Consider the following 26,276-nt stretch of genomic DNA (forward strand, 5'->3'; position numbering starts at 1 on the left):
ACGCAATGACCACGCATAACGATTTCCACACCGTCTTCGAACTTTCCATGCCGATCCGCTGGGGCGACATGGACGCCTTCGGGCATGTCAATAACACCGTCTATTTCCGCTACATGGAGCAGGTGCGTATCTCGTGGTTCGAAGAGATCGGTCTCGTCGGCGGCAATGGCGACGGGCAAGGGCCGGTGATCGTAAACGCGTCGATGGAGTTTCTGAAGCAGCTTCAGTATCCCGGCGACGTAATCGGGCGCATGTCCGTCGGCAAGCCGGGGCGCAGCAGTCTCGATACGCGCTTCGAGCTGTATCGCGCCGATGAACCCGCCGCACTGTATGCGCGCGGCGCGGCGAAAATCGTCTGGATCGACTACGCGGCGGGCAAGTCCGTGCCGCTGCCGGACATGTTGCGGCAGATCATCGAGACCGCCGCGCCCGTCGCGCCGTAAAGCGCGCAGGTCAGGTGCCGAGCAGCCGTTGCAGCAGTTCGGTCGCATTGCCCGTGTCGTACTTTCTCATGAGCCGCGCGCGGTAGATATCAACCGTCCGCGGGCTGATATCGAGCACGCGGCCGATCTGCTTGCTCGTCTTGCCCGTCACGAGCTGTGCGGCGATCTCGCGCTCGCGCGGTGTCAATTCGATCGCGACCCGCCGCGTCGCGCTCAAGTCCTCGAATGTCCAGACGCCCGCCGCGTGAGGCGCGGTCCGGTCGAGCGCGCGGCCGGTGACGTGACACCAGAACAGTTCGCCGTTCTTGCGCTTCATGATGCGGTCGTCGCTGTACGTGCCTTCCTTGCTGATATGCGCGGCGATGCGCTCGCCGATGCGCGCGAACTCGTCCGGCGAGGGATACAGCACCTCGAACGACTTGCCGATGAGCGCCTCGCGCATGGAACCGAAGATCGCGCAAAGCTGCTCGTTGCAGTCTTCGATCGTGCGCTCGCGCGAAAGCACGAGCCCGACGGGCGCAAGTTGAAACGCGGTTTGATAATCCAGTGCACGCATGTGAGATCGGGCGCGCGGCGCCTTGCGTATCGCGGCGAAAAGCGCCGGGAACCAACGCGCGCGGGCAAAGACTTATGTATTTTTGCGTATTGTGCCGGATCATCGGCACAAAGTACGCTTGTGCCACGTCAAAAGGCCGCGCGATGCGCTCGAACAGTGCATCGGCGGCATCAAAAAACCGATTTTCAGTTGGTTTCAACATGGAAGGGACACACAGATGAACAAGGTCTATCCCAGCGCGAAAGCCGCGCTCGAGGACATCGTCAAGGACGGGCAGACGTTCGCCGTCGGCGGTTTCGGGCTGTGCGGCATTCCCGAAGCGCTCATCGCCGCGCTGCGCGATACGGGCGTCAAGGGCATCACCTGCATCAGCAATAACGCGGGCGTCGACGGCTTTGGCCTCGGTCTCTTGCTCGAGACGCGCCAGATCAAGAAGATGATTTCGTCGTACGTCGGCGAAAACAAGGAGTTCGAGCGCCAATACCTCGCCGGCGAACTCGAGCTCGAATTCACGCCGCAGGGCACGCTCGCCGAGAAGCTGCGCGCGGGCGGCGCGGGCATTCCGGCGTTCTTCACGAACACCGGTTTCGGCACGGTGATCGCGGAAGGCAAGGAAACGCGCCAGTTCGGCGAGAACCATTACGTGCTCGAGCATTCGCTCACGGCCGACGTCGGTCTCGTCAAGGCATGGAAGGCCGATAAATCCGGCAACCTGATCTTCCGGCGCACCGCGCGCAACTTCAACCCGATGTGCGCGATGGCCGGCAAGATCACCGTGGCCGAAGTGGAAGAAATCGTCGAGACGGGCGAACTCGATCCGGACGCGATCCATCTGCCGGGCATCTACGTGCAGCGCCTCGTGCTGAATGCGCAGCCGGAAAAGCGCATCGAACAACGCATCGTCCGCGCGAAAGGAGAGTAATCATGGCTTGGACTCGTGACCAGATGGCCGCGCGCGCGGCGCAGGAACTGCAGGACGGCTTCTACGTAAACCTGGGCATCGGCTTGCCGACGCTCGTCGCCAATCACGTTCCGGACGGCATGGAAGTGTGGCTGCAGTCGGAAAACGGTCTGCTCGGCATCGGGCCGTCGCCGTATGAAGACGAAGTCGACGCCGATCTCATCAACGCCGGCAAGCAGACCGTGACGACGCTGCCGGGCTCGTCGATCTTTTCGTCGGCGGATTCGTTCGCGATGATCCGCGGCGGCCACATCAACCTGGCGATCCTCGGCGCAATGCAGATCAGCAAGAAGGGCGATCTGGCCAACTGGATGATCCCCGGCAAGATGATCAAGGGCATGGGCGGCGCGATGGACCTCGTCGCCGGCGTGAAGAAAGTCGTCGTGCTGATGGAACACGTCGCGAAGGGCGACCAGCACAAGATCCTCGAAGAGTGCTCGCTGCCGCTGACGGGCGTGGGCGTCGTGGATCGCATCATCACCGATCTCGGCGTGATCGACGTCACCGACAATGGCCTCAAGCTCGTCGAGCTGGCCGACGGCGTGACGGTCGAGGAAATTCAGAAGAAGACGGGCGCGCCGCTCGATGTCACGAGCGTGAAGTGATAGCGGCGTGACACGAACGCCGGTTCTCTCGGCGTGAGCGCGAACACGGGCGGGCGAAGCTTTCGGAGCTTCGCCCGCTTTGCTTTTGCGGGTTTCGCCCGCATCTGTGCACGCGGGAAGGGGTCGTCCGTTCGGCATAGGCCCGCTCGATCCGGTGAGATGCGCTTTACAATCGTTTCGACACTTCCACGAGGACCTCTCCATGACCGCATCCATCGTCGCCGAAGCCGTGCATTCCGATCTGAGCGAGCCGCGCCAGCGCTTCGTGCAATGCGCGAGCCCGGCGGGTCTGCATCGCATCGCCTATACGGAGTGGGGCGATCCGGCCAATCCGCGCGTGCTGCTGTGCGTGCACGGCCTGACGCGCTCGGGACGCGACTTCGACAAGCTCGCGCAAGCGTTCGCGCGGGACTATCGCGTGGTGTGTCCGGACGTGGTCGGGCGAGGACTGTCCGACTGGCTCGCGGATCCGCGTTACTACGGCGTGCCGCAGTATGTCGCGGACGTGGTCACGCTGATCGCGCGGTTGAACGTCGAGACGGTGGACTGGTTCGGCACGTCGATGGGCGGTCTCATCGGCATGGCGCTCGGCGGCTTGCCGAACACGCCGATCCGAAAGATGCTGCTCAACGATGTCGGGCCGCATATCGAACCGGTCGCGCTGCAGCGTATCGGCGAGTATCTCGGCAAGCCGGCGCGTTTCGCATCGCTCGACGAAGGCGTGCGGCACGCGGCGGCGCTCGCGTCGTCGTTCGGGCCGCTGAACGACGAGGAGTGGGCGAGCATCAACACGCCGCTCCTGCACGAGCGCGACGGTGCGTGGGGCTTTCGCTACGACCCGGGCATCGCGACGCCGTTCACGTCGGCCACCGATGAGCAGAATGCGGCCGGCGAGGCGTTTCTTTGGCGCTCGCTCGCGTCGATCAGGACGCCGGTGCTCGTCGTGCGCGGCGAGAGCTCGGATTTGCTGTCGCGCGAGACGGTCGCGCAAATGGTCGAGAAAGGTCAGGCCGTGACGAGCGCCGAGATCCCGGGCGCGGGTCACGCGCCGGCCTTTCTTGTCGAAGATCAAATCGCCATCGCCAGGGGGTTCTTTCTCGGCGATGACGCGAGCGGGGCATAATATTGGGCTGAACATAAGGTGCTTGCGCGCCGCTTGCGCTTCTTTTCTCACCATCACCGATCAGGAACAAACAATGGCAGTCATTCGTCATCACGTCGGGCCGCGCCTTTCCGAAACCGCGATCCACAACGGCACGGTGTATCTCGCCGGCCAGATCGCCGAGGACACGGACCAGGACATCACCGGTCAGACGCGCGAAGTGCTCGGTCACATCGACCGCCTGCTCGAAGAGGCGAACAGCGACAAGTCGCACTTGCTGTCGGTGCAGATCTATATCTCGGACATGATCCATTTCCCCGGCATGAACGCCGTGTGGGACTCGTGGGTCGCGGAAGGCAACACGCCGCCCCGCGCCACCGTCGAGGCGAAGCTCGCCAATCCGGCGTGCCTCGTGGAAATCGTCGTGATCTCCGCACAGCGCAACTGAATCGAGTCGTCTGAAGTATTGGCATCGCCCGAATGACCGAGACCGCCGTCCCCACCGAAACGTTGCCCGAGCCGTCCATCGACGACGCGCTCGCGTTCGTGCGCGAGCACGCGAAGGACGCGCGCGTCTCGACGGGCGAACTGCTCGCGGACCACGCTGCCGGCACCGCGCGCATCATGCAGACGCTCAACGTCGATTCGCACGCGGTCGCCGCCGCGGCGCTCTTCGTGCTGGCGCCGCATCTTGACGATCCGGAGAAGGTGATCGCGGAGCGCTTCGGCCCGGAAGTGCAGCGGCTCGTCGGCGATGTGCGCAAGCTGTTGCGGCTTGGTTCGGTCAGCTCGCGCGCGACGCTCGCGGAACTGCCTGAAAACACGCGCGACGCGCAGGCCGCGCGCCGTGCGCAGGTCGAAGCGTTGCGCAAGATGTTGCTTGCGTTCGCGCAGGACATTCGCGTGGTGCTGATCCGGCTCGCCTCGCGCGTGCAGACGCTGCGCTACTACGCCGCGCACAAGATCGAACCGTCGCCCGACGTGCCGCGCGAGACGCTGGAGATTTACGCGCCGCTCGCCAACCGGCTCGGCATCTGGCAACTGAAGTGGGAACTCGAAGACCTGTCGTTTCGCTTCGAAGATCCGGTCACGTACAAACGCATCGCGAAGCTGCTCGACGAGAAGCGCGTCGAGCGCGAGACCTATGTGACCGAGGCCATCGCTCGTCTGCAGAAGGAACTGGAAACCGCGCACATCAAGGCGGACGTCAGCGGACGGCCGAAGCACATCTACAGCATTTGGAAGAAGATGCGCGGCAAGCAGCTGGATTTCGCCGAACTGAACGACGTGCGCGCATTTCGCGTGATCGTCGGCGACATCAAGGATTGCTACACCGTGCTCGGCATCGTGCACAACCTGTGGCAGCCGGTGCCGCGTGAGTTCGACGATTACATCTCGCGTCCCAAGCCCAACGGCTACAAGTCGCTGCATACGGTCGTGATCGGCGACGACGGGCGCGCATTCGAAGTCCAGATTCGCACGTACGAGATGCATCAGTTCGCAGAGTACGGCGTGGCCGCGCACTGGCGGTACAAGGAAGCGGGCGCGCGTGGCTATGCGGGGCAGGTGACCGCGAGCGAGAAATACGACGAGAAGATCGCATGGTTGCGTCAGCTTCTCGCGTGGAAGGACGACGTCGAAGGCGAGCATCCCGGCTGGCAGCATCTGCGCGACGCGACGCTCGACGACGACCATATCTACGTGCTGACGCCGCAGGCGCGCGTGATCGCGTTGCCGCAAGGCGCGACAGCCGTCGATTTCGCATATCACCTGCACAGCGAGCTCGGACATCGTTGTCGGGGCGCTCGCGTCGACGGCGCGATGGTGCCGCTCAACACGCCGCTGCAAAACGGACAGACGGTCGAGATCGTCGCGGTGAAGGAGGGCGGTCCGTCGCGCGACTGGCTCAATCCGCAGCTCGGCTATCTGCATAGCGCCCGCGCGCGGCAGAAAGTGCGCTCGTGGTTCCTCGCGGCGGATGCGGCGGAGAACATCGCGGCCGGACGGAGCATCGTCGAGAAGACCTTGCAGCGCGAGGGAAAGACATCTGTCAGTCTCGAACAGCTCGCGGCCAAACTCGGCTTCAAGGCGCCCGAGGAGCTTTACGCACTCGTCGCGAAGGACGAGTTCAGTCTGCGCAACATCGAGCAGGCGCTCTCCGATGCGCCGCCGCCCGAGCCCGAACCCGAAGCGCCCGAGCAGTTCGAGAAGCGCAGCAGCGGGCAAAGCGTGGCGCACGGAGCGTCGACGGGCGTGCTCGTCGTCGGTGTCGATGCGCTGCTCACGCAACTCGCGCGTTGCTGCCGCCCGGCGCCACCCGATCCGATCGCGGGATTCGTCACGCGCGGCAAAGGCATGTCGGTGCACCGGACCGATTGCGAGACGTTCAAGCGCATGGCCGAGCGCTCGCCCGAACGCGTGCTGCACACGACTTGGTCCGCCGAGGTGATGAACGGGCGTGGCTCGTCCGTTTATCCGGTGGACCTTTCGGTTGAATCGGCGGATCGCCAGGGCTTGCTGCGCGACATCTCCGAAGTGTTCGCGCGCGAGAAGATCAACGTGATCGGCGTGAAGAGCCAGAGCCGCAGGAATGTCGCGTATATGCAGTTCACCGTGGAAGTGTCGAGTGCAGCGCAGATTCAACGCGCATGCACGCTGCTCGGCGAAGTGCAGGGCGTGATTCGCGCTTCGCGTCGCGCGTAGCATTTAGAAGGGATTGAACGGATTGGCGAATATTTTCGATTTTTCTGAAGATAAGCACTTGCCAACATCTGAAACACTCCATATAATCTCACTTCTTTCAGGCTCGTAGCTCAGCTGGTTAGAGCACCACCTTGACATGGTGGGGGTCGTTGGTTCGAGTCCAATCGAGCCTACCAACGAAAACGAAATCCAGCGGACTTCGGTTCGCGGGGTTTCAAACCGCAAGAAGCGCGCAGCGCAAAAGGCGAAAAAACATGGCACGTCGAACGTTGACCGAAACAACTTCGGAGCGACGCTAGTCGAGGACCATATTCGCCTTCTGCCAAATTGTTTCGCGGTATGTGTGAAAAGTGAATGCGGCCCCTCGATAGCGGGGCCGCATTTTTTTTGTCTTGCGATTTTCAAAACGAAATCGCGTGGCAATGCTTAATCGAATCGCCCGGCATGTGCCGGCGTCTTGGAGAACGATATGGTTTCGGTACGTTTGCCTGATGGGTCGGTCCGACAATACGACCACCCGGTGACCGTCGCGGAAGTTGCGGCATCGATCGGCGCGGGCCTCGCCAAGGCGGCGCTCGCCGGCAAGCTCAACGGCGAACTCGTCGACACCTCGTTTCTGATCGACAAGGATTCGTCGCTCGCGATCGTCACCGACAAAGACCCGGAAGGCGTCGATGTCGTGCGTCACTCGACCGCGCACTTGCTGGCCTATGCCGTGAAGGATTTGTTCCCCGAGGCGCAAGTAACCATCGGGCCGGTCATCGACAACGGCTTCTACTACGATTTCTCGTACAGCCGTCCGTTCACGCCCGAAGATCTCGAAAAGATCGAGAAGCGCATGCAGGAGCTCGCGAAGAAGGACGAGCCGGTGTCGCGCCGCGTCGTCTCGCGCAACGAGGCCGTCGAGTACTTCAAGAGCATCGGCGAGGCGTACAAGGCCGAGATCATCGAATCGATTCCGGAAAGCGACGAGATCCGGCTTTACGCGCACGGCAATTTCATCGACCTGTGCCGAGGCCCGCACGTGCCGTCCACCGGCAAGCTCAAGGTTTTCAAGCTGATGAAAGTCGCGGGCGCGTACTGGCGCGGCGATTCGAAGAACGAGCAACTGCAGCGCATCTACGGCACCGCGTGGACCAAGAAGGAAGACCAGGAGCAGTACCTCCACATGCTGGAAGAAGCCGAGAAGCGCGATCACCGAAAGCTCGGCAAGCAGCTCGACCTGTTCCATCTGCAGGACGAAGCGCCGGGCATGGTGTTCTGGCATCCGAAGGGCTGGTCACTATGGCAGCAGGTCGAGCAGTACATGCGTCGCCGCGTGAACGAAGCCGGCTATCTCGAAATCAAGACTCCCATGGTGATGGACCGTTCGCTGTGGGAAGCATCGGGGCACTGGCAGAACTATCGTGAAAACATGTTCACGACCGAGTCGGAAAAGCGCGACTACGCGATCAAGCCGATGAACTGCCCGGGCCACGTCCAGGTGTTCAATCACGGCTTGCGCTCGTACCGCGACTTGCCGCTGCGTTACGCGGAGTTCGGTTCGTGCCATCGCAACGAGCCGTCGGGCGCGCTGCACGGTCTGATGCGCGTGCGGGGCTTCGTTCAGGACGATGCACATATCTTCTGTACCGAAGATCAGTTCATCGCGGAATCGATCGCGTTCAACACGCTCGCGATGAGCGTGTATAAGGATTTCGGCTTCGATCACATCGACATCAAGCTGTCGCTGCGTCCGGAACAGCGCGCCGGCACCGATGAAACCTGGGATCGCGCGGAGCAGGGCCTGCGCGAAGCGCTGACCGCGTGCGGCCTGCAGTGGGAAGAGCTCGCGGGCGAGGGCGCGTTTTACGGTCCGAAGATCGAGTATCACATCAAGGATGCGCTCGGCCGCTCGTGGCAATGCGGCACGCTGCAGCTCGACATGGTGCTGCCGGAGCGTCTCGGCGCGGAGTACGTGGCGGAAGACAACAGCCGCCGCCGTCCGGTGATGCTTCATCGCGCAATCGTCGGATCAATGGAGCGTTTCCTCGGCATTCTGATCGAGCATCATGCCGGCGCAATGCCGCCGTGGCTCGCGCCGATCCAGGCCGTTGTGCTGAATATTGCTGAAAGTCAGGCCGAATATGCCGGAAATCTGGCTCAATCGTTGCAAAAACAAGGGCTTAGAGTAGAGTCCGATTTGCGCAATGAGAAGATTAGCTATAAAATACGCGAGCACACGCTGCAAAAGGTGCCGTATTTGCTGGTCGTCGGCGACAAGGAGCGTGATGCACAAACCGTAGCCGTGCGTGCTCGTGGCGGTGTCGATCTGGGCGTGATGCCGGTCGACGCATTCCTCGAACGTCTGCAGCAGGAAGTGCGGGCGTTCAAGTAAGTCACTCGCAGCGCGGCTTGTTTTTTCATTTTTAGAGGAAACGTAACATCGCTACTGATAAGTCGTCACATCGCATCAATGGTGAGATTACCGCGCCGGAAGTGCGTTTGGTCGGAGTGGACAACGAGCCGCTCGGAATCGTGAAACTGGCCGAGGCGTTCCGTCAATCGGAGCAACTCGACGTGGATCTCGTCGAAATCGCGCCGCAGGCTTCGCCGCCTGTCTGCCGTTTGATGGATTACGGCAAGTTCAAGTATTCGGAAGCGAAGAAGCAGCACGAAGCGAAGTTGAAGCAGAAGATCGTGCAGGTGAAGGAAGTCAAATTCCGCCCCGGCACGGATGACGGTGACTACAACGTCAAGCTGCGCAACCTCACGCGCTTCCTCGAAGACGGCGACAAGACGAAAATCACGTTGCGTTTCCGCGGTCGCGAAATGGCGCACCAGGAAATCGGCATGCGTATGCTCGAGCGCCTGAAGTCCGATCTGGACGAATATGGCCAGGTCGAGCAGATGCCGAAGATGGAAGGGCGTCAGATGATCATGGTGCTTGCCCCGAAGAAGAAGGGCAAGTAACCGAACAGCAGTAGGGCGATGGATCGCGCGCCGTCGAAAGGCGGTCGGCGCGGCATTGCCGGCGGTTTCAGGCCGGCGTCATTTCGGTGACGCCGGTCATGAAAAGCGGCGGTTCTTCACCGAACCGTTCGCACACAAGTGGAGCGTGGGTTTCGAAGGGCGGGAAGGGGTTCGCGGGCAGTATCGGCGGATCATCCGCACACCCATGACCATCTAATAAACTGGAGTTGTTTCATGCCGAAGATGAAGACCAAGAAGAGTGCTGCAAAGCGCTTCGTGGTGCGTCCGGGCGGTACCGTCAAGCGCGGTCAGGCCTTCAAGCGCCACATTCTTACCAAGAAAACCACCAAGAACAAACGCCATCTGCGTGGCGCCACGGCCGTTCATGATTCCGATCTGAACTCCGTCCGCGCAATGCTGCCGTTCGCCTAACCTCATCTAACTTAAGGAGAGCAACATGCCTCGAGTAAAACGTGGGGTTACCGCACGGGCCCGTCACAAGAAGATCATCCGTCTGGCCAAGGGTTACCGCGGCCGTCGCAATAACGTCTATCGCATCGCCAAGCAGGCGGTCATGCGCGCAGGCCAGTACGCCTACCGCGATCGCCGCAACAAGAAGCGTGTGTTCCGCGCACTGTGGATCACGCGTATCAACGCGGCGGTGCGTCAGCACGACATGACCTACAGCGTGTTCATCAACGGCCTGAAGAAGGCTTCGATCGAACTCGACCGCAAGGTTCTGGCTGACATGGCTGTGTTCGACAAGGCTGCTTTTGCTGCGATCGTGAAGCAGGTGAAAGCCGCCGTTGCAGCCTAATTGCGAAATTAGTACTGCGTGGTTCGCCTCCTCGTCGCCGCATCGTAGAAATACGTTGACGGCGGCGCGAAGGCAGAAAACGGGGCTCTCACCGAGCCCCGTTTTTGTTGGTCGGACGGTTTTGCGCATCTCATGCCCATCGTGGAGCGTGGATGAGCAAAACCGAACCTCAGATTGAATTTCGACGCTAAAAGATGGGATCAATGGATCTGGACCAGATTGTCGCCAACGCGAAAAGCGCCTTTGAACACGCCGCCGATACCACCACGCTCGAAAACGAGAAGGCACGGTTCCTGGGCAAGTCCGGCGCGCTGACCGAATTGCTGAAGGGATTGGGCAAGCTCGATCCGGAAGCGAAGAAGACAGAAGGCGCGCGCATCAATCAGGCAAAGCAGCAGGTTGAAGCCGCGCTGAACGCGCGCCGTCAGGCGCTGGCCGACGCGCTGCTGAATCAGCGTCTCGCGTCGGAAGCCATCGACGTCACGCTACCGGGACGCGGCGCGGGTGCGGGCACGCTGCATCCGGTGATGCGTACGTGGGAGCGCGTCGAACAAATCTTCCGCACGATCGGTTTCGATGTCGCCGACGGTCCGGAAATCGAGACCGACTGGTACAACTTCACGGCGCTGAACAGCCCGGAGAACCATCCGGCGCGCTCGATGCAGGACACGTTCTACGTCGACGGCAAGGACGCGGATGGCCGTCCGCTTTTGCTTCGCACGCATACGAGCCCGATGCAGGTGCGCTACGCGCGCATGAACAAGCCGCCGATCAAGGTGATCGTGCCGGGCCGCACGTATCGCGTGGACAGCGACGCCACTCATTCGCCGATGTTCAACCAGGTCGAAGGCCTGTGGATCGAAGAGAACATCAGCTTTGCGGATCTGAAGGGCGTCTACACCGATTTTCTGAAGAAGTTCTTCGAGCGCGACGACATTCTCGTGCGCTTCCGTCCGTCGTATTTTCCGTTCACGGAGCCGTCCGCCGAGATCGACATGATGTTCGAACACGGCAAGAACGCGGGCAAATGGCTGGAAATCTCAGGCTCGGGGCAGGTGCATCCGACCGTCATCCGCAACATGGGCCTCGATCCGGAGCGTTATATCGGCTTCGCGTTCGGCAGCGGCCTCGAGCGCCTGACGATGCTGCGCTACGGCGTGCAGGATCTGCGTCTGTTCTTCGAGAACGATCTGCGTTTCCTGCGTCAGTTCGCGTAAAGCACTTAGCGCCCGCGGCGATCGCTTCTCGATAAGCGGCGATCGTGAGACTCCAAACATTTCGAACGTAGACACACATGCAATTCCCAGAATCCTGGCTCCGCAGTTTCGTCGATCCCAAGCTCTCCACCGACGAACTCGCGCACGCGCTGACGATGGCCGGCCTCGAAGTCGAAGACCTGCGCCCGGTCGCGCCGCCGACCAAGAAGATCGTCGTGGGCCAAGTGCTCGAAGTCGCCAAGCATCCGAACGCCGACAAGCTCAACGTCTGTCAGGTCGATGCGGGCACGGGCGAGACGCTCAATATCGTGTGCGGCGCGCCGAACGTGTCGCCGGGCATCAAGGTGCCGGTCGCGCTGATCGGCGCCGTGCTGCCGCCGGCCGAAGCGGGCGGCGAGCCTTTCGCGATCAAGCCGACGAAGCTGCGCGGCGTCGACAGTCAAGGCATGCTGTGCTCCGCACGTGAGCTCAAGCTGTCGGAAGATCACAGCGGTCTCTTGATCCTGCCGACCGATGCCAAGGTCGGCCAGGACATCCGCGAGGCGCTCAATCTCGACGACACCGTCTTCGAAATCAAGCTCACGCCGAACAAGGCAGACTGCCTGTCGGTGTTCGGCGTTGCGCGCGAGACGGCAGCGATCACCGGCGCGCCGCTCAAGCAACCGGACATGCCGGCCGTCGAAACGAAGCTCGACGAAAAGCTGCCGGTCAAGGTGCTCGCGCCCGATCTGTGCGGGCGCTTCTCGGGCCGCGTGATTCGCGGCGTGAACGCCCGCGCGAAGACGCCCCAATGGATGGTCGAGCGTCTGGAACGTGCGGGCCAGCGCAGCATCTCCGCGCTCGTCGACATCTCCAATTACGTGATGCTCGAACTCGGCCGTCCGACGCACGTGTTCGATCTCGACAAGATTCACGGCGGGATCGAAGTGCGCTGGGGCAAGAAGGGCGAGTCGCTGAAGCTCCTGAACGGCAACACCGTCGAGCTCGATGAAACCGTCGGCGTGATCGCCGACGATCGTCACGTCGAAAGTCTCGCGGGCATCATGGGCGGCGACAGCACGGCCGTCTCGCTCGACACCACCAACATCTATCTCGAAGCCGCGTTCTGGTGGCCGGACGCGATCCGCGGCCGCGCGCGCAAGTACAACTTCTCGACCGATGCGGCGCATCGCTTCGAGCGCGGCGTCGATTATTCGACGACCGTCGAGCATATCGAACGCATCTCGCGCCTGATCCTCGACATCTGCGGCGGCGAAGCGGGTCCGGTCGACGATCAGATCGTGAACGTGCCGGATCGCAATCCGGTGTCGATGCGCGTGTCGCGCGCGCATCGGATCATCGGCGTCGAGATCGGCGCGGAAGAGATCGCGCAGATCTTCACGCGTCTGAACCTCGCGTTCGAGCGCGACGGCGACACCTTCAAGGTCACGCCGCCGCCGTATCGCTTCGATATCGAGATCGAGGAGGACCTGATCGAGGAAGTCGCGCGCATCTACGGTTTCGAGAAGATTCCGGCGCGCCCGCCGGTCGCGCGCAGCGAGATGCGCATCACGAACGAAACGAAGCGCTCGGTCCATACGCTGCGCCACGAAGTCGCCGCGCGCGACTACTCGGAGACGGTGAACTTCAGCTTCGTCGACGCCGAGTGGGAGAAGGACTTCGCCGGCAACGATAATCCGATCAAGCTGCTGAACCCGATCGCGAGCCAGCTCTCGGTCATGCGTTCGACCATGTTCGGCAGCCTGATCGAAGTGCTGCGTCATAACCTGAATCGCCGCGCAGACCGCGTGCGCGTGTTCGAAGCGGGGCGCGTGTTCCATCGCGACGCAACGGTTAAAGCGGGCGAACTGACGGTCGAAGGCTTCGCGCAACCGAAGATGATCGGCGGGCTCGCGTATGGTCCGGTGGTCGAGGAACAGTGGGGCGTGGCCACGCGCAACGTCGACTTCTTCGACGTGAAGGGCGATGTCGAAGCGCTCTTCGCGCCCGTCGTGCCGCGCTTCGTTAAGGCGGAGCATCCGGCGTTGCATCCGGGACGCAGCGCGCGCATCGAGGTGGCGGGGCGCGCGGTCGGCTGGATCGGCGAACTGCATCCGCGCTGGCTGCAAAAGTACGACCTGCCGAACGCGCCGATCCTCTTCGAAATCGACGCCGACGCGTTGATGGATCGCGCATTGCCGGCGCCGTCCGAAGTGTCGAAATTTCCGCCGGTGCGTCGCGATATCGCGATTGTCGTGGATCAAAACGTGGCGGTTCAGGCGCTGCTCGACGAGCTCGAAAGCGCGCGCGCGGAAGCGGCGTGCAGGTACGTCACGAAGGTTGCCCTTTTCGATGAATTTCGTCCAAAATCAAATACTTCCGGTGGCTTGGGAGCGCATGAGAAAAGTCTTGCCTTCCGTGTAACGTTGCAAGATACTGGCGGCACGCTTCAGGACGAAACGGTCGATACGGCTATCAAAACGCTGGTGGATCGCCTGGCTCGAGTACACGGCGCGCGGTTGCGCGGATAGCCTTCAGTTGGCCCTTTCCGTCTTAATCGCCAAGTCTTAAATATGGCAAGCGCCGTTTTACCGATATGAACCAAATGAACTCGAGTGATTTCGAAGCCCTTCTTTCGGCGCAGCGTAGCGCCATGACCCGAGATATTCCGACCTCGAGCGCGCCCGGCGATACGCCGACGCTCACCAAAGCCGAGTTGGCGGAGATGCTGTTCGACCATGTCGGTCTGAACAAGCGCGAAGCCAAGGACATGGTCGAAGCCTTCTTCGAAGTCATCCGCGATGCGCTGGAGAGCGGCGAGAGCGTCAAGCTTTCCGGCTTCGGCAATTTCCAGTTGCGCGACAAGCCTCAGCGTCCCGGCCGCAATCCGAAGACGGGCGAGGCCATTCCTATCGCCGCGCGGCGGGTCGTCACGTTTCATGCAAGTCAGAAGCTGAAGGCGCTGGTCGAAACGGGAGCGGAGACCGATCTCACTCGCTGATTTCCCGGTGGCGCGCGAATGACTCGCGCGTCGCGTTGCTTGGCCACCGTGCTTCAATCGACATCACTTATAACGATGGTTGATCGACGATGGAAAAAGTCGTCTTGCCTCCGATCCCCGCCAAGCGATACTTCACGATTGGCGAAGTCAGCGAGTTGTGCGGCGTCAAGCCTCACGTGCTGCGCTATTGGGAGCAGGAGTTCACGCAGCTGAGGCCGGTGAAGCGGCGTGGCAATCGCCGCTACTATCAGCATCACGAAGTCTTGTTGATCCGGCGCATCCGCGAGTTGCTGTACGAGCAGGGCTTCACGATCAACGGTGCGCGTAACCGGCTCGATTCGCAGGGACGTGCAATCGACGACGATGCGGACATGGCCGAGACGCAAGTGTCGGCGCAAGCGCAACCGGGCGTCGATGTCGAGCAGTTGCGCAAGGATATTCTTCAGGTGATCGATCTTCTCGGCGGATGAACGCCGTCCGATTCAAAGTCCCGATGCCGCGAGTTCTCGCGGCATTTTTTTTGTCCGTCCCACGCTGTAATTACCGGATGCGTCGCAAGGCATCGTGGCCGCCGATGTAGCGAAGGTCTACCAGCCGCCGTCGAGGAGTCGATGACCGGACAGACCCTGCCCGCGGTTAAGACTTGACGCCTACGCGGAAGCGTTTTTTCGGACCGGCTGCTTGCGAGGCCGGCAACTTGGTCTTGACCGACCAATAGACGATGCTCGGTCCGACGCCCCATGGCGGATAGATGCGCCAGTCATCGACGCCATGGTGGAAGAAGTAAAGCGCGAAGCATCGGCCTGGCCTCGTCGCGCGAACGGAGATATAGCGGCTGCCGCCGGGATAGATGCGCCCGAAGCGCGTGACGCGCGCGCCGCTTCCCGGACCGAACCATCTCGCGACTTCCGCGCGCAGGGCGGAGCAGGTTTGGCCGCATCGGCTGCGCCGCGCTCTGGCGGACGCTGGGACAGACAAAGGCATGGGGCGCCGTTCCTTATGTGTCACCTTAAGATTAGGGCTTAAATTACTGACACACAAGTGTTTTTTGGGCTTTTACGTCTGAATATTGGCGGACGGCGCCGCGTTTTTGCGCGCGTGTCGTCCATGACGAATGGCTTCAGACGGTCATGCCCATCGTCGCGGCCGTTTTGGTCAGCGCTTCTTCATCGGCGCCGACTTTAAGCATTGCATCGGCGAGGTGGTAGTCGAGCTGCGCACGCCCTTGGAGAAACGCGGGCGATGCGTCATCGATGACCCGCGAGGGGCCAAGAAAAAAGGCTCTCCGGCAGAAGCCGGAGAGCCTTCAATTTCTGGTCGGGGCGAGAGGATTTGAACCTCCGACCACCTGCACCCCATGCAGGTACGCTACCAGGCTGCGCTACGCCCCGAAAGAGCGAAAGTATATCAGAGAGAAACGAATAGTAGAACTGCTTCCAACAATTTCGCTGTTGCACTCACAAAATTCACTCGCAATGCGTCAGAGCGTCAGTTCCGACTGCGTGTACGGCGACGTCTGGATCTTCACCGAATCCTCGCGCTCGGCCGACGCCCGATCAGGCGAGACTTCCAGCGCGAAGCGCTGACGCCTGCGGAACCTCAAAGCCAGAAGCAACGAAATCGCGCATGGAATCAGATAGGTGGCGATGCGCTCCGTCCACGCGATGCGCGATCCGAAAGTGTCGTACGGCGTGCGCTCATCGAAGCCGGCGGACGCAAAGATCATCGTCAACGTGAAGTCCAGCACCATGGCGGCGCCGCACAGACACAGAAAGATCAAGGCGCCGTTCCACTTCAGAGCGCGTTCGCTCGCATTCAACGTGCGGCAGACGAAGAGCGTCACGCCCAGCAAACTCAGGATAAAAATCAAGGGAAGCCACGGAAAATGCATGTCGCGCGCCTCGCGTATGGGTAGAAGGGACGATCCCGGCGGCGCGCAAGATGGATTTATGTTGCGTCTGGAGCGCCCGCTTCCGGAAGCGAGCGCGATGATTACACGCAAGTCTCGACGCAAAAATAAGAGTAATCCTAATCAGATTGGCCGATCGGCCAGCGACTCCGACAGGAAATCGATGAACGTCCGCACCTTCGTCGTCATGTATTTGCGGCTCGTGTACACCGCATACACGGACGGCGCGAACGCCGAATAGCTCGGCAGCACGCGCACGAGCGAGCCCGACGCCAATTCCGGCTCGACGATCCACGCCGGAAAGTATGCGAGCCCGAGTCCGGCGCGCACGAGCTGTAGCGCCATCGACGTATCGTTGGTCTTGAACACCGCCTGGTTCTTCACGGTAAACGCGCCGTCCGGACCGGTCAACGTGACGGAATCGATATTCGTGTAGGTCGGCAACACGAAGCGATGACGCGCGACATCATCCGGATGACGCAGCTTGCCGTGCTGTTCGAGATACGCGCGCGAACCCGCGAGCACGAACGGCATCTTGCACAGCGGCCTGACGATCAGCGAGGGCGAAGGCTCCGACGTGGCGCGAATCGCCATGTCGTAGCCTTCCTCGACGAGATCGACGAAGCGATTCTCCAGCCGCAGATCGACGAGCACGCCCGGATAGCGCGCCTGATACGCGACAAGCAGATCCGCGAAGTTGCGATTGGCGAACCAGCCTGGCGCGGTGACCTTGAGCACGCCTTGCGGCTCCGCCGTCTGCACGCCGACGGCGGCTTGCGCGGCCTGCAGGATGTCGAGCGCCTCGCTGCATTGCTCGTAGTAGACGTTGCCGGCTTCCGTGAGACTCAGGTGACGCGTCGTGCGGTTCAGGAGACGCACGCCGAGCTGGCGCTCCAGATTGGCGACGTGCTTGCTCGTCATCGCGGTCGAAATGTCGAGCCGTTCAGCAGCCTTCACGAAGCTGCCGGCCTCGACGACTTCGCGGAACACGCGCAAGCTGGTGAGAGCATCCATCGATCATTTCCTGCCGGGAAACAAAACGCTAATGTTAGCCGGATTTATCGACCGACGATGTCTGCCTAAACTGCAGGCAACCTACCTTCACTGGAGTTTTGCGATGTCTGCGACACACACTCGACCATCCGCGGCCAACGCGTCGGCGCTCGCCGGCTACGCTCACGCGCTGCTGCGCATCGTCGCTTCGTATCTGCTGCTCACGCATGCGAGCGCGAAGCTGTTCCATGTTCCGCACATCGCGATGTTCGACGGTCTGCCGCTCGTCTCGCTGCTCGGCGTGGCGGGCGTCATCGAATTGATCGGCGGCGTGCTCGTGCTGATCGGCCTGTTCACGCGGGCGGCGGCGTTCGTGTTGTCGGGCGAACTGGCGTTCGCGTACTTCATCGGGCACGCGCCGAAAGGAAACTTCCTGCTGCCGCTATTGAATCAGGGCGAGCCGGCCGTGCTGCTGTCGTTCATCTATTTGTTCATCGCGGCGGCGGGGCCGGGCGCGTGGAGCATCGACCGGCGACGTCGAGCATTACTTCGGCCACTCGTCTAGCTCGTCGTTGAAGAGCGAAGCGACGATGCCGCGCAGCCACATCGTGCGCGCATCGTTGTGAAACTTGCGATGCCAGTGCTGCTTCAGATCGAAGCGGGGCAACGCGAGCGGCGGCTCGGCGAGCGTGATCGACGCATGCTCGGCGACATACGCGAAGCCGATCGCATGCGGCACCGTCGCGATCAGATCGGTGCGCGACAGGATGAACGGCAGGCTCATGAAGTGCGGCGTTTCGAGCACCGCGCGCCGGCGCACGCGTTCCTTGTCGAGATAATTCTCCAGCACTTCCTGGCTGCGGCCTTCCGCGCGCACGACCGCGTGGCCGCATTCCATGAAGCGTTCGAGCGTGAGCGGCTGGTTCGCGAACGGATGATCGCGCCGCATCAGACAGATGAACCGGTGCGAGAAAAGCCGCTGCTGAAAGAAGTTGTTGCCGCGCAAGTCCGGAAAGTAGCCGACCGCCAGATCGATATCGCCGGCTTCAAGCCCGCGCTCCACATCGCCATGCGACGCCGACACCGAGCGCAGATTCGCGTTCGGCGCTTCCTTCGCGAAGGCCTGCAAGAGGCGCGGCAGAAAGACGATCTCGCCGACATCGGAAAGCGCGATCGAAAACGTCTCCGTGCTCGTCGAAGGATCGAAGTGCTGCCGGTCGAGCAGGCCGCGTTCGATGCGCGCCAGCGCCTCGCGCGCCGCGGGCACGAGCGCGATGGTGCGCGGCGTCGGCTCCATGCCGCGCGAGGTGCGCACGAAGAGCGGATCGTTGAAGTACTCGCGCAGACGTGCGAGCGCGGTCGACACGCGCGGCTGACTCACCCCGAGCCGCTCGGCGGCGCGGCTCACGTTGCGCGTCTCCTCGATGGCGACGAGGTACGGAATCAGGTTGAGATCGAGATCGTTCATTTCGGAACCGCCGTCTCCTCGCGTCGATACGGCGTCATCCGCGCCGCGCGACCATGTCCGACACGCGCTGCGCCGCTTCCTGCAGCGGTTCGAGAAACGCCTTCACCATCTGCTTTGCGTTCTTGCGCTGCGCGTTGCCGCTGATGTTCAGCGCCGCGATCACGCGGCCTTGCCGGTCGCGGATCGGCGCGGACATCGAAATCAGTCCTTCCTCCAGTTCCTGATCGACGATTGCCCAGCCCTGGCGGCGCACCGCGGCGATGGCTTCCTTGAGCGCGCCCTTGTCGACGATCGTGCGCGGCGTGCGCGCGACGAGCGAACTCGCATCGAGCGCTTCGTCGAGGCGCACTTCGTCGAGCGCGGCGAGCAGGACGCGGCCCATCGACGTGCAGAACGCAGGCAGACGGCTGCCGATCGACAGATTCTGCGTGATGATCTTGTGCGTCGGCACGCGCAGCACATAGACGATTTCCGCGCCGTTCAGCACGGCCGCCGAGCAGCTTTCGTGCACTTGCTCGACGAGATCTTCCATTACCGGTTCGGCCAGATTCCAGAAGGGCATCGACGTCAGATAGGCGAAGCCGAGGTCGAGAATCTTCGGCGTCAACTGAAAGAGACGCCCGTCGGCCTCGACATACCCGAGCGCCTGCAGCGTCAGAAGGATGCGGCGCGCGCCGGCGCGCGTAAGGCCGGTGGCCGCCGCGACATCCGTCAGCGTCTGCGCGGGGCGGTTCGCATCGAACGAGCGGATGACAGCGAGCCCGCGCGCGAACGACTGCACGTAGGCATCGCCGGGGCGCGCCTGCGCGTCTTGCGGCTCGGCATCCGGATTGAGCGTGGCTGAATTCTTCATAAGGCCTGTGATGAAAGCGCGAACGGGCGGTCGAGGCGAAGTTCGAGCTCGGTGAAAACCCCCACTTCGCGCATGCTTCGTTGACACGACAACGAATGCGGGACTAACATGCCGATGTTCGCTAAACGAATCCATGTTCGCATGACGAACATTTCAGCGCAAGTGTGCTGACGAGCAGGTAAACCCCAGTTCGAGACAGACAGGAACGGCAATGATCAACAAGATTTTCGATTCGCTCGCCTCGGCCGTCGCCGACGTCCACGACGGCGCGACCATCATGATCGGCGGTTTCGGCACGGCGGGCATGCCGTCCGAGCTGATCGACGCGCTCATCGAGCAGGGCGCGCGCGGGCTCACGATCGTCAATAACAACGCCGGCAACGGCGACACGGGACTGGCCGCGCTGCTGAAGGCGAAGCGCGTGCGCAAGATCATCTGCTCGTTCCCGCGTCAGACGGACTCGCATGTGTTCGACGCGCTCTATCGCGCGGGCGAAATCGAGCTGGAACTCGTGCCGCAGGGCAATCTGGCGGAACGCATCCGCGCGGCGGGCGCGGGCATCGGCGGATTTTTCACGCCGACGGGCTACGGCACGAAGCTCGCCGAAGGCAAGGAAACGCGCGTGATCGACGGCCGGCACTACGTGCTCGAAGCGCCGCTGCACGCGGATTTCGCGCTCGTGAAGGCATATAAGGGCGATCGCTGGGGCAATCTGGTCTATCGTAAAACTGCGCGCAACTTCGGTCCGATCATGGCGAGCGCCGCGAAAACGGCCATCGTGCAGGTCTCGAAGGTCGTCGCGCTCGGCGAGCTGGACCCCGAAAACATCGTGACGCCGGGCATTTTCGTGCAGCGCGTCGTCGAAGTACCGCAAGCCGTGCATCAAGCCGAACTCGCCGCTTAAGGAAGGACGAAAAGCCATGAAGAAACTCACTCGTGACGAAATGGCCAAGCGCGTGGCCGCGGACATTCCCGAAGGCGCGTACGTGAACCTGGGCATCGGCGTGCCGACGCTCGTCGCCAATCATCTCGCGGCGGACCGCGAGATCTTCCTGCACAGCGAAAACGGCCTGCTCGGCATGGGCCCGGCGCCCGCCAAAGGCGAGGAAGACGACGAACTCATCAACGCAGGCAAGCAGCACGTCACGTTGCTGACCGGCGGCGCGTTTTTCCATCACGCCGATTCGTTCGCGATGATGCGCGGCGGCCATCTCGACTTCTGCGTGCTCGGCGCCTTCCAGGTTTCCGCGACGGGCGATCTCGCGAACTGGCACACCGGCGCGCCCGACGCGATTCCGGCTGTCGGCGGCGCGATGGATCTCGCGATCGGCGCGAAGCAGGTCTACGTGATGATGGAACTGCTCACCAAGCAGGGCGAGAGCAAGCTGGTCGACGCCTGCACGTATCCGGTGACGGGCGTCGCGTGCGTGAATCGCGTGTACACGGATCTCGCCGTGTTCGACGTGACGCCGGAAGGCTTCGTCGTGCGCGAAATCGTCGACGGCCTGTCGTTCGAAGAGTTGCGGAAGCTGGCCCAGGTGCCGCTGCAATACGCGCCGCTGACCGAAGCAGCCTGAGAGAATTCTGGAGACATTGAAGATGAAAGAAGCTTTCGTATGTGATGCCATCCGCACGCCGATCGGTCGTTACGGCGGTTCGCTGTCCTCCGTGCGCGCCGACGATCTCGGCGCCGTGCCGCTGCGCGCGCTGGTCGAGCGCAACAAGGAAGTGGACTGGGAAGCCATCGACGAAGTGATCTACGGCTGCGCGAATCAGGCGGGCGAAGACAACCGCAACGTCGCGCGCATGTCGGCGCTGCTGGCCGGTTTGCCGGTCGGCACGCCGGGATCGACGGTCAATCGCCTGTGCGGCTCGGGCATGGACGCGATCGGCGTCGCGGCCCGCGCGATCAAGGCGGGCGAGACGAGCCTGATGATCGCGGGCGGCGTCGAAAGCATGAGCCGCGCGCCGTTCGTGATGGGCAAGGCGACGAGCGCGTTCTCGCGTTCCGCAGAAATCCACGATACGACCATCGGCTGGCGCTTCATCAATCCGCTGATGAAGAAGCAGTACGGCGTCGATTCGATGCCGGAAACCGCCGAAAACGTCGCGGACGACTACAAGATCAGCCGCGCCGATCAGGACGCGTTCGCGCTGCGCTCGCAGCAGAAGGCGGCGCGCGCGCAAAAGGACGGCACGCTGGCGCAGGAAATCGTCGCGGTGACGATTCCGCAGAAAAAGGGCGATGCGCTCGTCGTCGACAAGGACGAGCATCCGCGCGAAACGAGCCTCGAAGCGCTCGCGAAACTGAAGGGCGTCGTGCGTCCGGACGGCTCGGTGACGGCGGGCAACGCGTCGGGCGTGAACGACGGCGCGGTCGCGATGCTGATAGCCGACGAGGAAAGCGCGAAGCGCAACGGCCTCACGCCGCGCGCGCGCATTCTGGGCTTGGCCACGGCCGGCGTGCCGCCGCGCGTGATGGGCATCGGTCCGGGTCCGGCCTCGCAGAAGCTGCTTGCGCGTCTCGGCATGACCATCGACCAGATGGACGTGATCGAGCTGAACGAAGCGTTCGCGTCCCAAGGTTTGGCGACGCTGCGCATGCTCGGCGTCGCCGATGACGATCCCCGCGTCAATCCGAACGGCGGTGCGATCGCGCTCGGCCATCCGCTGGGCGCGTCCGGCGCGCGGCTCGTCACGACCGCGAGCTACCAGTTGCATCGCACGGGCGGACGTTACGCGCTTTGCACGATGTGCATTGGCGTCGGCCAAGGCATCGCGATGATCATCGAGCGCGTCTGATCACATGTTTTCATCGACCGGACGTTTGACCGATCTCATTTGCGGCAACGCAGCCGCGAACGAGATCTGGTCGCCGCGCGCGACCGTGCAGGCCATGCTCGATGTCGAAGCCGCGCTCGCGCGCGCATCCGCGCGGCATGGCGTGATTCCGTCGGGCGCGGTGGATGCGATCGTCGCCGCCTGCGATGCCGATAACATCGACGCCGATGCGCTGATGACCGGCGCCGCGGCGGGCGGCAATCTCGCGATTCCGCTCGTCAAGCAACTGACGGCCGTCGTGAAGGCGCGCGACGCCGAAGCAGCCAAGTACGTGCATTGGGGCGCGACGAGTCAGGACATCATCGATACGGGCGTCGTGCTGCAATTGCGCGCGTTTCTCGATCTGATCGATGCGGATCTGCGCTCGCTCTCCGATGCGCTCGCCACGCAGGCGCAAGCCCACAAAAACACGCCGATGATCGGCCGCACCTGGCTTCAGCAGGCGCTGCCGATCACGCTCGGCCTGAAGTTCGCGCAATGGCTCGATGCAGTGACGCGTCATCGCGAGCGCCTCGGCGAACTGAGGTCGCGCGCGCTCGTGCTGCAATTCGGCGGCGCGGCGGGCACGCTCGCGAGTCTGCGCGACAAGGCCTTGCCGGTCGCGGCATCGCTTGCGCAGGACCTGAAGCTGGCGCTTCCCGCGTTGCCGTGGCACACGCAGCGCGATCGCATCGCGGAAACCGCGTCGTTTCTCGGCATGCTGACGGGCACGCTGGGCAAGATCGCGCGCGATGTCTCGCTGATGATGCAGACCGAGCTCGGAGAAGTCGCCGAACCGGCGGCCGCAGGCAAGGGCGGATCGTCGACGATGCCGCACAAGCGCAATCCAGTCGGCTGCGCGGCCGTTCTGACCGCCGCGACGCGCGCGCCGAATCTCGTCGCGACGATCTTCGCGGGCATGGTCCAGGAGCACGAGCGCGCGCTCGGCGGCTGGCAGGCCGAATGGGAAGCGTTGCCCGATCTCGCGCGTCTGACGGCGGGCGCGTTGTCGAACATCGTGGGCATCGTTCCGTCGATGGAAGTCAATGTCGAACGGCTCGCACGCAATCTCGACGTGACCAACGGACTGATTCTCGGCGAAGCGGTGATGCTCGCGCTCGGCGACGCAATCGGCAGGCTCGACGCGCACAAGCTCGTCGAAGGCGCGTCGAAGGCGTCGGTGGCGAACGGCACGTCGCTCTTCGACGAACTCTGCTCGAACGAAACCGTCACGCGTCATGTTTCGCAGGATCAACTGAAATCGCTGCTCGATCCGGCGAATTACGTCGGACAGGCGCAGGCGTTCGTCGATGCCGCCATCGCGAACGCTCACTCGAAATAAGCAGGAACACACAGGAGCGGTAAAAACATGCCTCTTGCCGAAGTCAACGGAACACGGATTCACTATCGCATCGACGCGACGGCGGGCGACAACGCGCCGTGGCTCGTGCTGTCGAATTCGCTCGGCGCCGATGTCTCGATGTGGACGCCGAACATCGAGGCGTTCGCCGCGCGCTATCGCGTCGTGCGCTACGACACGCGCGGCCACGGTCATTCGGACGTGCCGCCGGGCCCGTACACGATCGATCAGCTGATCGGCGACGTGATCGGCCTGATGGATCATCTGAAAATCGAGCGCGCGAACTACTGCGGCCTGTCGATGGGCGGGCTGACCGGCATCGGGCTGGCGGCGCGTCATCCGGAGCGCTTCTCGCGCGTGGTATTGTCGAACACCGCCGCGCTGATCGGCTCGGACGCCGTGTGGACGCCGCGCGCCGCGAAAGCGCGCGAGCCGGGCGGCATGCCCGCGCTGACCGACGCCGTGATCGCGCGCTGGTTCACCGCGCCCTTCATCGAGCGTGAGCAGCTCGAACTCGCGAATATCCGCGACGTGTTCCGCCACACCAACGGCGACGGCTACGCGTCGAACTGCGAGGCGATCCGCGACGCCGACCTGCGCGGCGAAGCGAAGACCATCGCATTGCCCGTGCTTGTGATTGCGGGCACGCACGATCTGTCGACGACGGCCGAGCAGGGCCGCGAGCTCGCGGGTTATATCGGCGGCTCGCGCTACGTCGAACTGGACGCGGCGCATCTGTCGAACATCGAAAAGCGCGACGACTACACGCGCGCCGTCCTCGACTTCCTCGGAGAATAAAGATGACCGACGACGAACGTTACGAAGCCGGGATGAAAGTGCGCCGCGCGGTGCTGTCCGACGCGCACGTCGACCGCTCGCTTGCAAACCGCACCGAGCTGACGACCGAATTCCAGAACTTCATCACGCGCTATGCGTGGGGCGAAATCTGGACGCGCGACGGCCTGCCGCGTCACACGCGCAGCCTCATCACGATCGCGATGATGGTCGCGCTCAATCGCAGCGAAGAACTCGCACTGCACTTGCGCGCCGCGAAGAACAACGGCGTCACGCAAGACGAGATCAAGGAAGTGCTGTTGCAAACGGCGGTCTACTGCGGCGTGCCGGCGGCGAATTCGGCGTTCCACCTCGCGCAGAAAATCTTCGACGAAGAGAGCAAGGCGTAGTCGCGACGCGGAACCGATAAAAACCGTCTCCGGGAAACCGGAGACGGTTTTTTCGTTTGCGGACTCAGAACGCGTAGAACGGTCCCGGTCCTGCGGGCGTCGGGCGTCCTGCGAGCGCCGTGAACACGCGCCGTCCGTAGAAGAAAGGCAAGCCCCAGTCGAAGAAGCCGCTCGCGGAGCCGGCGAGATTGTCGAAGGCGAAGTGGCCGGTGCCGAACAAGGCCGTCGATTGCGCGATGGTGAAGCTCACCGCGCTCTGCGCGCCGCTCGACGAACGGATCGTCGCGGCGATCGTCGTCGGCGTCGACGGGCAATACCACGCGCCGCACTTCGCGAGCGTCGCCGACGGGAAGAAGACGCCGTTCGATCCGCTATCGATGAAGCTCGAACCGTACTGGCTGCCGCCGAAATCCGTCGTGACGTAGCCGGACAGCGAACTCGCCTTGAGCACCGTGGCCGAGCCGAGCAGATTGTTCGACTGCGAGCCGATGCCGAAGGTCATCGTCCCCGTGACCGCCGATGCGCCGCTATCCGGCACGTCGGGCAGCTCGATCAGCACGCCGTTGTTGTCCGACGCGAAGTTCGCGACCGGATTGGTCACCTGCTGCGCGACCGCCAGCTTGCTCGCGGTGCAGTTGCCCGAGATGCAGCTGTAGTACCAGCGCGGCATCGCCGAGGTCGCGCATCCCGCGCCGCAGTCGGCGGTGAACGGTCCGACGCCGAGGATGCCGTTGCCGCGCAGGCTCGACGCGGAGAGCATCGGCAGGCCGGACTGGCTGCAGTCCTGCGCCGCGTTGCCTGCGGCGGAGTCGGCGATCAGTTGCACGGAAGTCGAGCGCGCGACCTGGCTCGCGAGCCGGACATCGGCCGTGCGGACCGCGCCCCACGTATAGCCTGAGCCGAACACGGCGCATTCCGCGATGATCGCGCTCTGGCTGCCGCCCGCGACGAGCGGCAACGCGATCGACGGACTGAGTGCGGACGCCAGCACTCTCAAGCCGTGCGAGCCGGTATCGACCTGAATGTCGTCGATGGTCTGGCATGTGTCCGTGCCCGGCACGCAGATCGTCACGCTGGTTTGCAGCATGTTGCGCGTGTTGGTCGGCGTGCTGGAAACATGGATGATCTGGACGTTGGGCGTCGTCGATTGCGCGACGGTCGTGCCGGTGGATGGGGACGACGCCGCGCTCGCGGGCGTCGCGGCGCTGGCCGTCTGGGGCGCGCTGGCCTGGTGAGGCGACGCGGCGGCGCTGCCGTTCGAGCCGCCGTCCGAACCTCCGCCGCCGCCGCAGGCGTGAAGCAGAACGCAAGTGCCGAGTGCGGCGATCGAGAGAAGGGCGCGTGGGTTCATGG

At 62.9% G+C, this 26,276-nt stretch carries 28 protein-coding genes and 2 tRNA genes; 22 read left to right on the top strand and 8 right to left on the bottom strand.

Annotated features, from left to right (window positions below; all coding sequences use genetic code 11):
• Window positions 1-5: 5 nt before the first annotated feature.
• Window positions 6-443, top strand: coding sequence for an acyl-CoA thioesterase (locus NCS03_RS06015; RefSeq protein ID WP_008350323.1), 438 nt, complete (start codon window positions 6-8; stop codon window positions 441-443).
• Between the two features lie 10 nt (window positions 444-453).
• Here the strand turns inward: NCS03_RS06015 and NCS03_RS06020 are convergent, their stop codons facing one another.
• Window positions 454-999, bottom strand: coding sequence for a LuxR C-terminal-related transcriptional regulator (locus tag NCS03_RS06020; RefSeq protein ID WP_244807937.1), 546 nt, complete (start codon window positions 997-999; stop codon window positions 454-456).
• A 217-nt stretch (window positions 1,000-1,216) separates the two neighbouring features.
• Between NCS03_RS06020 and NCS03_RS06025 the strand changes: the two genes are divergently transcribed.
• From NCS03_RS06025 to NCS03_RS06090, 14 genes are all read left to right on the top strand, one after another.
• Window positions 1,217-1,921: a CoA transferase subunit A gene (locus NCS03_RS06025; protein ID WP_008350318.1), complete on the top strand. Its 705-nt coding sequence runs from the start codon at window positions 1,217-1,219 to the stop codon at window positions 1,919-1,921.
• Window positions 1,922-1,923: 2 nt separating this feature from the next.
• On the top strand, window positions 1,924-2,565 hold the full coding sequence (locus NCS03_RS06030; RefSeq protein ID WP_008350316.1) for a CoA transferase subunit B: 642 nt from the start codon (window positions 1,924-1,926) through the stop codon (window positions 2,563-2,565).
• 202 nt (window positions 2,566-2,767) lie between these two features.
• Window positions 2,768-3,688, top strand: coding sequence for an alpha/beta fold hydrolase (locus NCS03_RS06035; RefSeq protein WP_250528925.1), 921 nt, complete (start codon window positions 2,768-2,770; stop codon window positions 3,686-3,688).
• Between the two features lie 73 nt (window positions 3,689-3,761).
• The gene (locus NCS03_RS06040; RefSeq protein ID WP_250528926.1) at window positions 3,762-4,115 is read left to right on the top strand and encodes a RidA family protein; all 354 of its coding nucleotides are present in this window, start codon (window positions 3,762-3,764) and stop codon (window positions 4,113-4,115) included.
• A gap of 32 nt (window positions 4,116-4,147) precedes the next feature.
• Window positions 4,148-6,370: a RelA/SpoT family protein gene (locus tag NCS03_RS06045; protein ID WP_034472050.1), complete on the top strand. Its 2,223-nt coding sequence runs from the start codon at window positions 4,148-4,150 to the stop codon at window positions 6,368-6,370.
• Window positions 6,371-6,469: 99 nt separating this feature from the next.
• Window positions 6,470-6,546, top strand: a tRNA-Val gene (locus NCS03_RS06050).
• A 293-nt stretch (window positions 6,547-6,839) separates the two neighbouring features.
• Window positions 6,840-8,747 carry a threonine--tRNA ligase gene (thrS, locus tag NCS03_RS06055; RefSeq protein WP_008350308.1) on the top strand — a complete coding sequence of 636 codons (1,908 nt, stop codon included), beginning with the start codon at window positions 6,840-6,842 and terminating at the stop codon, window positions 8,745-8,747.
• A 47-nt stretch (window positions 8,748-8,794) separates the two neighbouring features.
• Complete coding sequence (infC, locus tag NCS03_RS06060) at window positions 8,795-9,322, top strand: translation initiation factor IF-3 (RefSeq protein ID WP_075583511.1); 528 nt, start codon at window positions 8,795-8,797, stop codon at window positions 9,320-9,322.
• A 234-nt stretch (window positions 9,323-9,556) separates the two neighbouring features.
• Window positions 9,557-9,754 (top strand): 50S ribosomal protein L35, encoded by a 198-nt coding sequence (rpmI, locus tag NCS03_RS06065; protein WP_004191477.1) that lies wholly within the window; start codon window positions 9,557-9,559, stop codon window positions 9,752-9,754.
• 25 nt (window positions 9,755-9,779) lie between these two features.
• Window positions 9,780-10,139, top strand: coding sequence for a 50S ribosomal protein L20 (rplT, locus tag NCS03_RS06070; RefSeq protein WP_008350196.1), 360 nt, complete (start codon window positions 9,780-9,782; stop codon window positions 10,137-10,139).
• Window positions 10,140-10,342: 203 nt separating this feature from the next.
• Window positions 10,343-11,356, top strand: coding sequence for a phenylalanine--tRNA ligase subunit alpha (gene pheS / locus NCS03_RS06075; RefSeq protein ID WP_250439586.1), 1,014 nt, complete (start codon window positions 10,343-10,345; stop codon window positions 11,354-11,356).
• A 77-nt stretch (window positions 11,357-11,433) separates the two neighbouring features.
• Window positions 11,434-13,866 carry a phenylalanine--tRNA ligase subunit beta gene (gene pheT / locus NCS03_RS06080; protein WP_250528927.1) on the top strand — a complete coding sequence of 811 codons (2,433 nt, stop codon included), beginning with the start codon at window positions 11,434-11,436 and terminating at the stop codon, window positions 13,864-13,866.
• Between the two features lie 65 nt (window positions 13,867-13,931).
• Entirely contained in the window at window positions 13,932-14,336 is a 405-nt protein-coding gene (locus NCS03_RS06085) for an integration host factor subunit alpha (RefSeq protein ID WP_008350190.1), read from the top strand.
• Window positions 14,337-14,425: 89 nt separating this feature from the next.
• Window positions 14,426-14,806 carry a MerR family transcriptional regulator gene (locus NCS03_RS06090; RefSeq protein WP_008350188.1) on the top strand — a complete coding sequence of 127 codons (381 nt, stop codon included), beginning with the start codon at window positions 14,426-14,428 and terminating at the stop codon, window positions 14,804-14,806.
• A gap of 166 nt (window positions 14,807-14,972) precedes the next feature.
• Here the strand turns inward: NCS03_RS06090 and NCS03_RS06095 are convergent, their stop codons facing one another.
• From NCS03_RS06095 to NCS03_RS06110, 4 genes are all read right to left on the bottom strand, one after another.
• Window positions 14,973-15,320 carry a hypothetical protein gene (locus NCS03_RS06095; protein WP_250496803.1) on the bottom strand — a complete coding sequence of 116 codons (348 nt, stop codon included), beginning with the start codon at window positions 15,318-15,320 and terminating at the stop codon, window positions 14,973-14,975.
• 330 nt (window positions 15,321-15,650) lie between these two features.
• Window positions 15,651-15,727 (bottom strand) — tRNA-Pro (locus NCS03_RS06100).
• 89 nt (window positions 15,728-15,816) lie between these two features.
• A complete protein-coding gene (locus tag NCS03_RS06105) occupies window positions 15,817-16,227 on the bottom strand; it encodes a hypothetical protein (protein ID WP_250528928.1) in 411 nt (136 codons plus the stop codon).
• Window positions 16,228-16,368: 141 nt separating this feature from the next.
• Entirely contained in the window at window positions 16,369-17,259 is an 891-nt protein-coding gene (locus tag NCS03_RS06110; protein WP_250528929.1) for a LysR family transcriptional regulator, read from the bottom strand.
• 103 nt (window positions 17,260-17,362) lie between these two features.
• On the opposite strand from NCS03_RS06110, the gene NCS03_RS06115 reads away from it, so the two are divergent.
• The gene (locus NCS03_RS06115) at window positions 17,363-17,803 is read left to right on the top strand and encodes a DoxX family protein (RefSeq protein ID WP_034472040.1); all 441 of its coding nucleotides are present in this window, start codon (window positions 17,363-17,365) and stop codon (window positions 17,801-17,803) included.
• Here NCS03_RS06115 and NCS03_RS06120 read toward each other — a convergent pair.
• Together NCS03_RS06120 and NCS03_RS06125 are read right to left on the bottom strand one after the other, a co-directional pair.
• Complete coding sequence (locus tag NCS03_RS06120) at window positions 17,783-18,706, bottom strand: LysR family transcriptional regulator (RefSeq protein WP_250456421.1); 924 nt, start codon at window positions 18,704-18,706, stop codon at window positions 17,783-17,785. The two genes, NCS03_RS06115 and NCS03_RS06120, sit on opposite strands and share 21 nt — an antisense overlap.
• Window positions 18,707-18,740: 34 nt before the next feature.
• Entirely contained in the window at window positions 18,741-19,559 is an 819-nt protein-coding gene (locus tag NCS03_RS06125) for an IclR family transcriptional regulator (protein WP_250519401.1), read from the bottom strand.
• Window positions 19,560-19,770: 211 nt separating this feature from the next.
• Between NCS03_RS06125 and NCS03_RS06130 the strand changes: the two genes are divergently transcribed.
• From NCS03_RS06130 to pcaC, 6 genes are read left to right on the top strand one after another with little or no spacing between them, the layout of a single operon-like run.
• On the top strand, window positions 19,771-20,463 hold the full coding sequence (locus NCS03_RS06130) for a 3-oxoacid CoA-transferase subunit A (RefSeq protein WP_008350174.1): 693 nt from the start codon (window positions 19,771-19,773) through the stop codon (window positions 20,461-20,463).
• A gap of 16 nt (window positions 20,464-20,479) precedes the next feature.
• Window positions 20,480-21,136 carry a 3-oxoacid CoA-transferase subunit B gene (locus NCS03_RS06135; protein ID WP_250439590.1) on the top strand — a complete coding sequence of 219 codons (657 nt, stop codon included), beginning with the start codon at window positions 20,480-20,482 and terminating at the stop codon, window positions 21,134-21,136.
• Between the two features lie 22 nt (window positions 21,137-21,158).
• On the top strand, window positions 21,159-22,361 hold the full coding sequence (pcaF, locus tag NCS03_RS06140; RefSeq protein ID WP_175979962.1) for a 3-oxoadipyl-CoA thiolase: 1,203 nt from the start codon (window positions 21,159-21,161) through the stop codon (window positions 22,359-22,361).
• Between the two features lie 4 nt (window positions 22,362-22,365).
• On the top strand, window positions 22,366-23,721 hold the full coding sequence (locus tag NCS03_RS06145; RefSeq protein ID WP_250521065.1) for a 3-carboxy-cis,cis-muconate cycloisomerase: 1,356 nt from the start codon (window positions 22,366-22,368) through the stop codon (window positions 23,719-23,721).
• Between the two features lie 27 nt (window positions 23,722-23,748).
• Window positions 23,749-24,537 (top strand): 3-oxoadipate enol-lactonase, encoded by a 789-nt coding sequence (gene pcaD, locus NCS03_RS06150; protein WP_250528930.1) that lies wholly within the window; start codon window positions 23,749-23,751, stop codon window positions 24,535-24,537.
• 2 nt (window positions 24,538-24,539) lie between these two features.
• On the top strand, window positions 24,540-24,923 hold the full coding sequence (gene pcaC / locus NCS03_RS06155; RefSeq protein ID WP_008350165.1) for a 4-carboxymuconolactone decarboxylase: 384 nt from the start codon (window positions 24,540-24,542) through the stop codon (window positions 24,921-24,923).
• Window positions 24,924-24,987: 64 nt separating this feature from the next.
• Here pcaC and NCS03_RS06160 read toward each other — a convergent pair whose 3' ends face one another.
• Window positions 24,988-26,274 (bottom strand): DUF3443 domain-containing protein, encoded by a 1,287-nt coding sequence (locus NCS03_RS06160; RefSeq protein ID WP_250528931.1) that lies wholly within the window; start codon window positions 26,272-26,274, stop codon window positions 24,988-24,990.
• Window positions 26,275-26,276 lie beyond the last annotated feature (2 nt).

This window comes from Caballeronia sp. ATUFL_F1_KS4A, assembly GCF_023630905.1.
Classification (GTDB): domain Bacteria; phylum Pseudomonadota; class Gammaproteobacteria; order Burkholderiales; family Burkholderiaceae; genus Caballeronia; species Caballeronia zhejiangensis.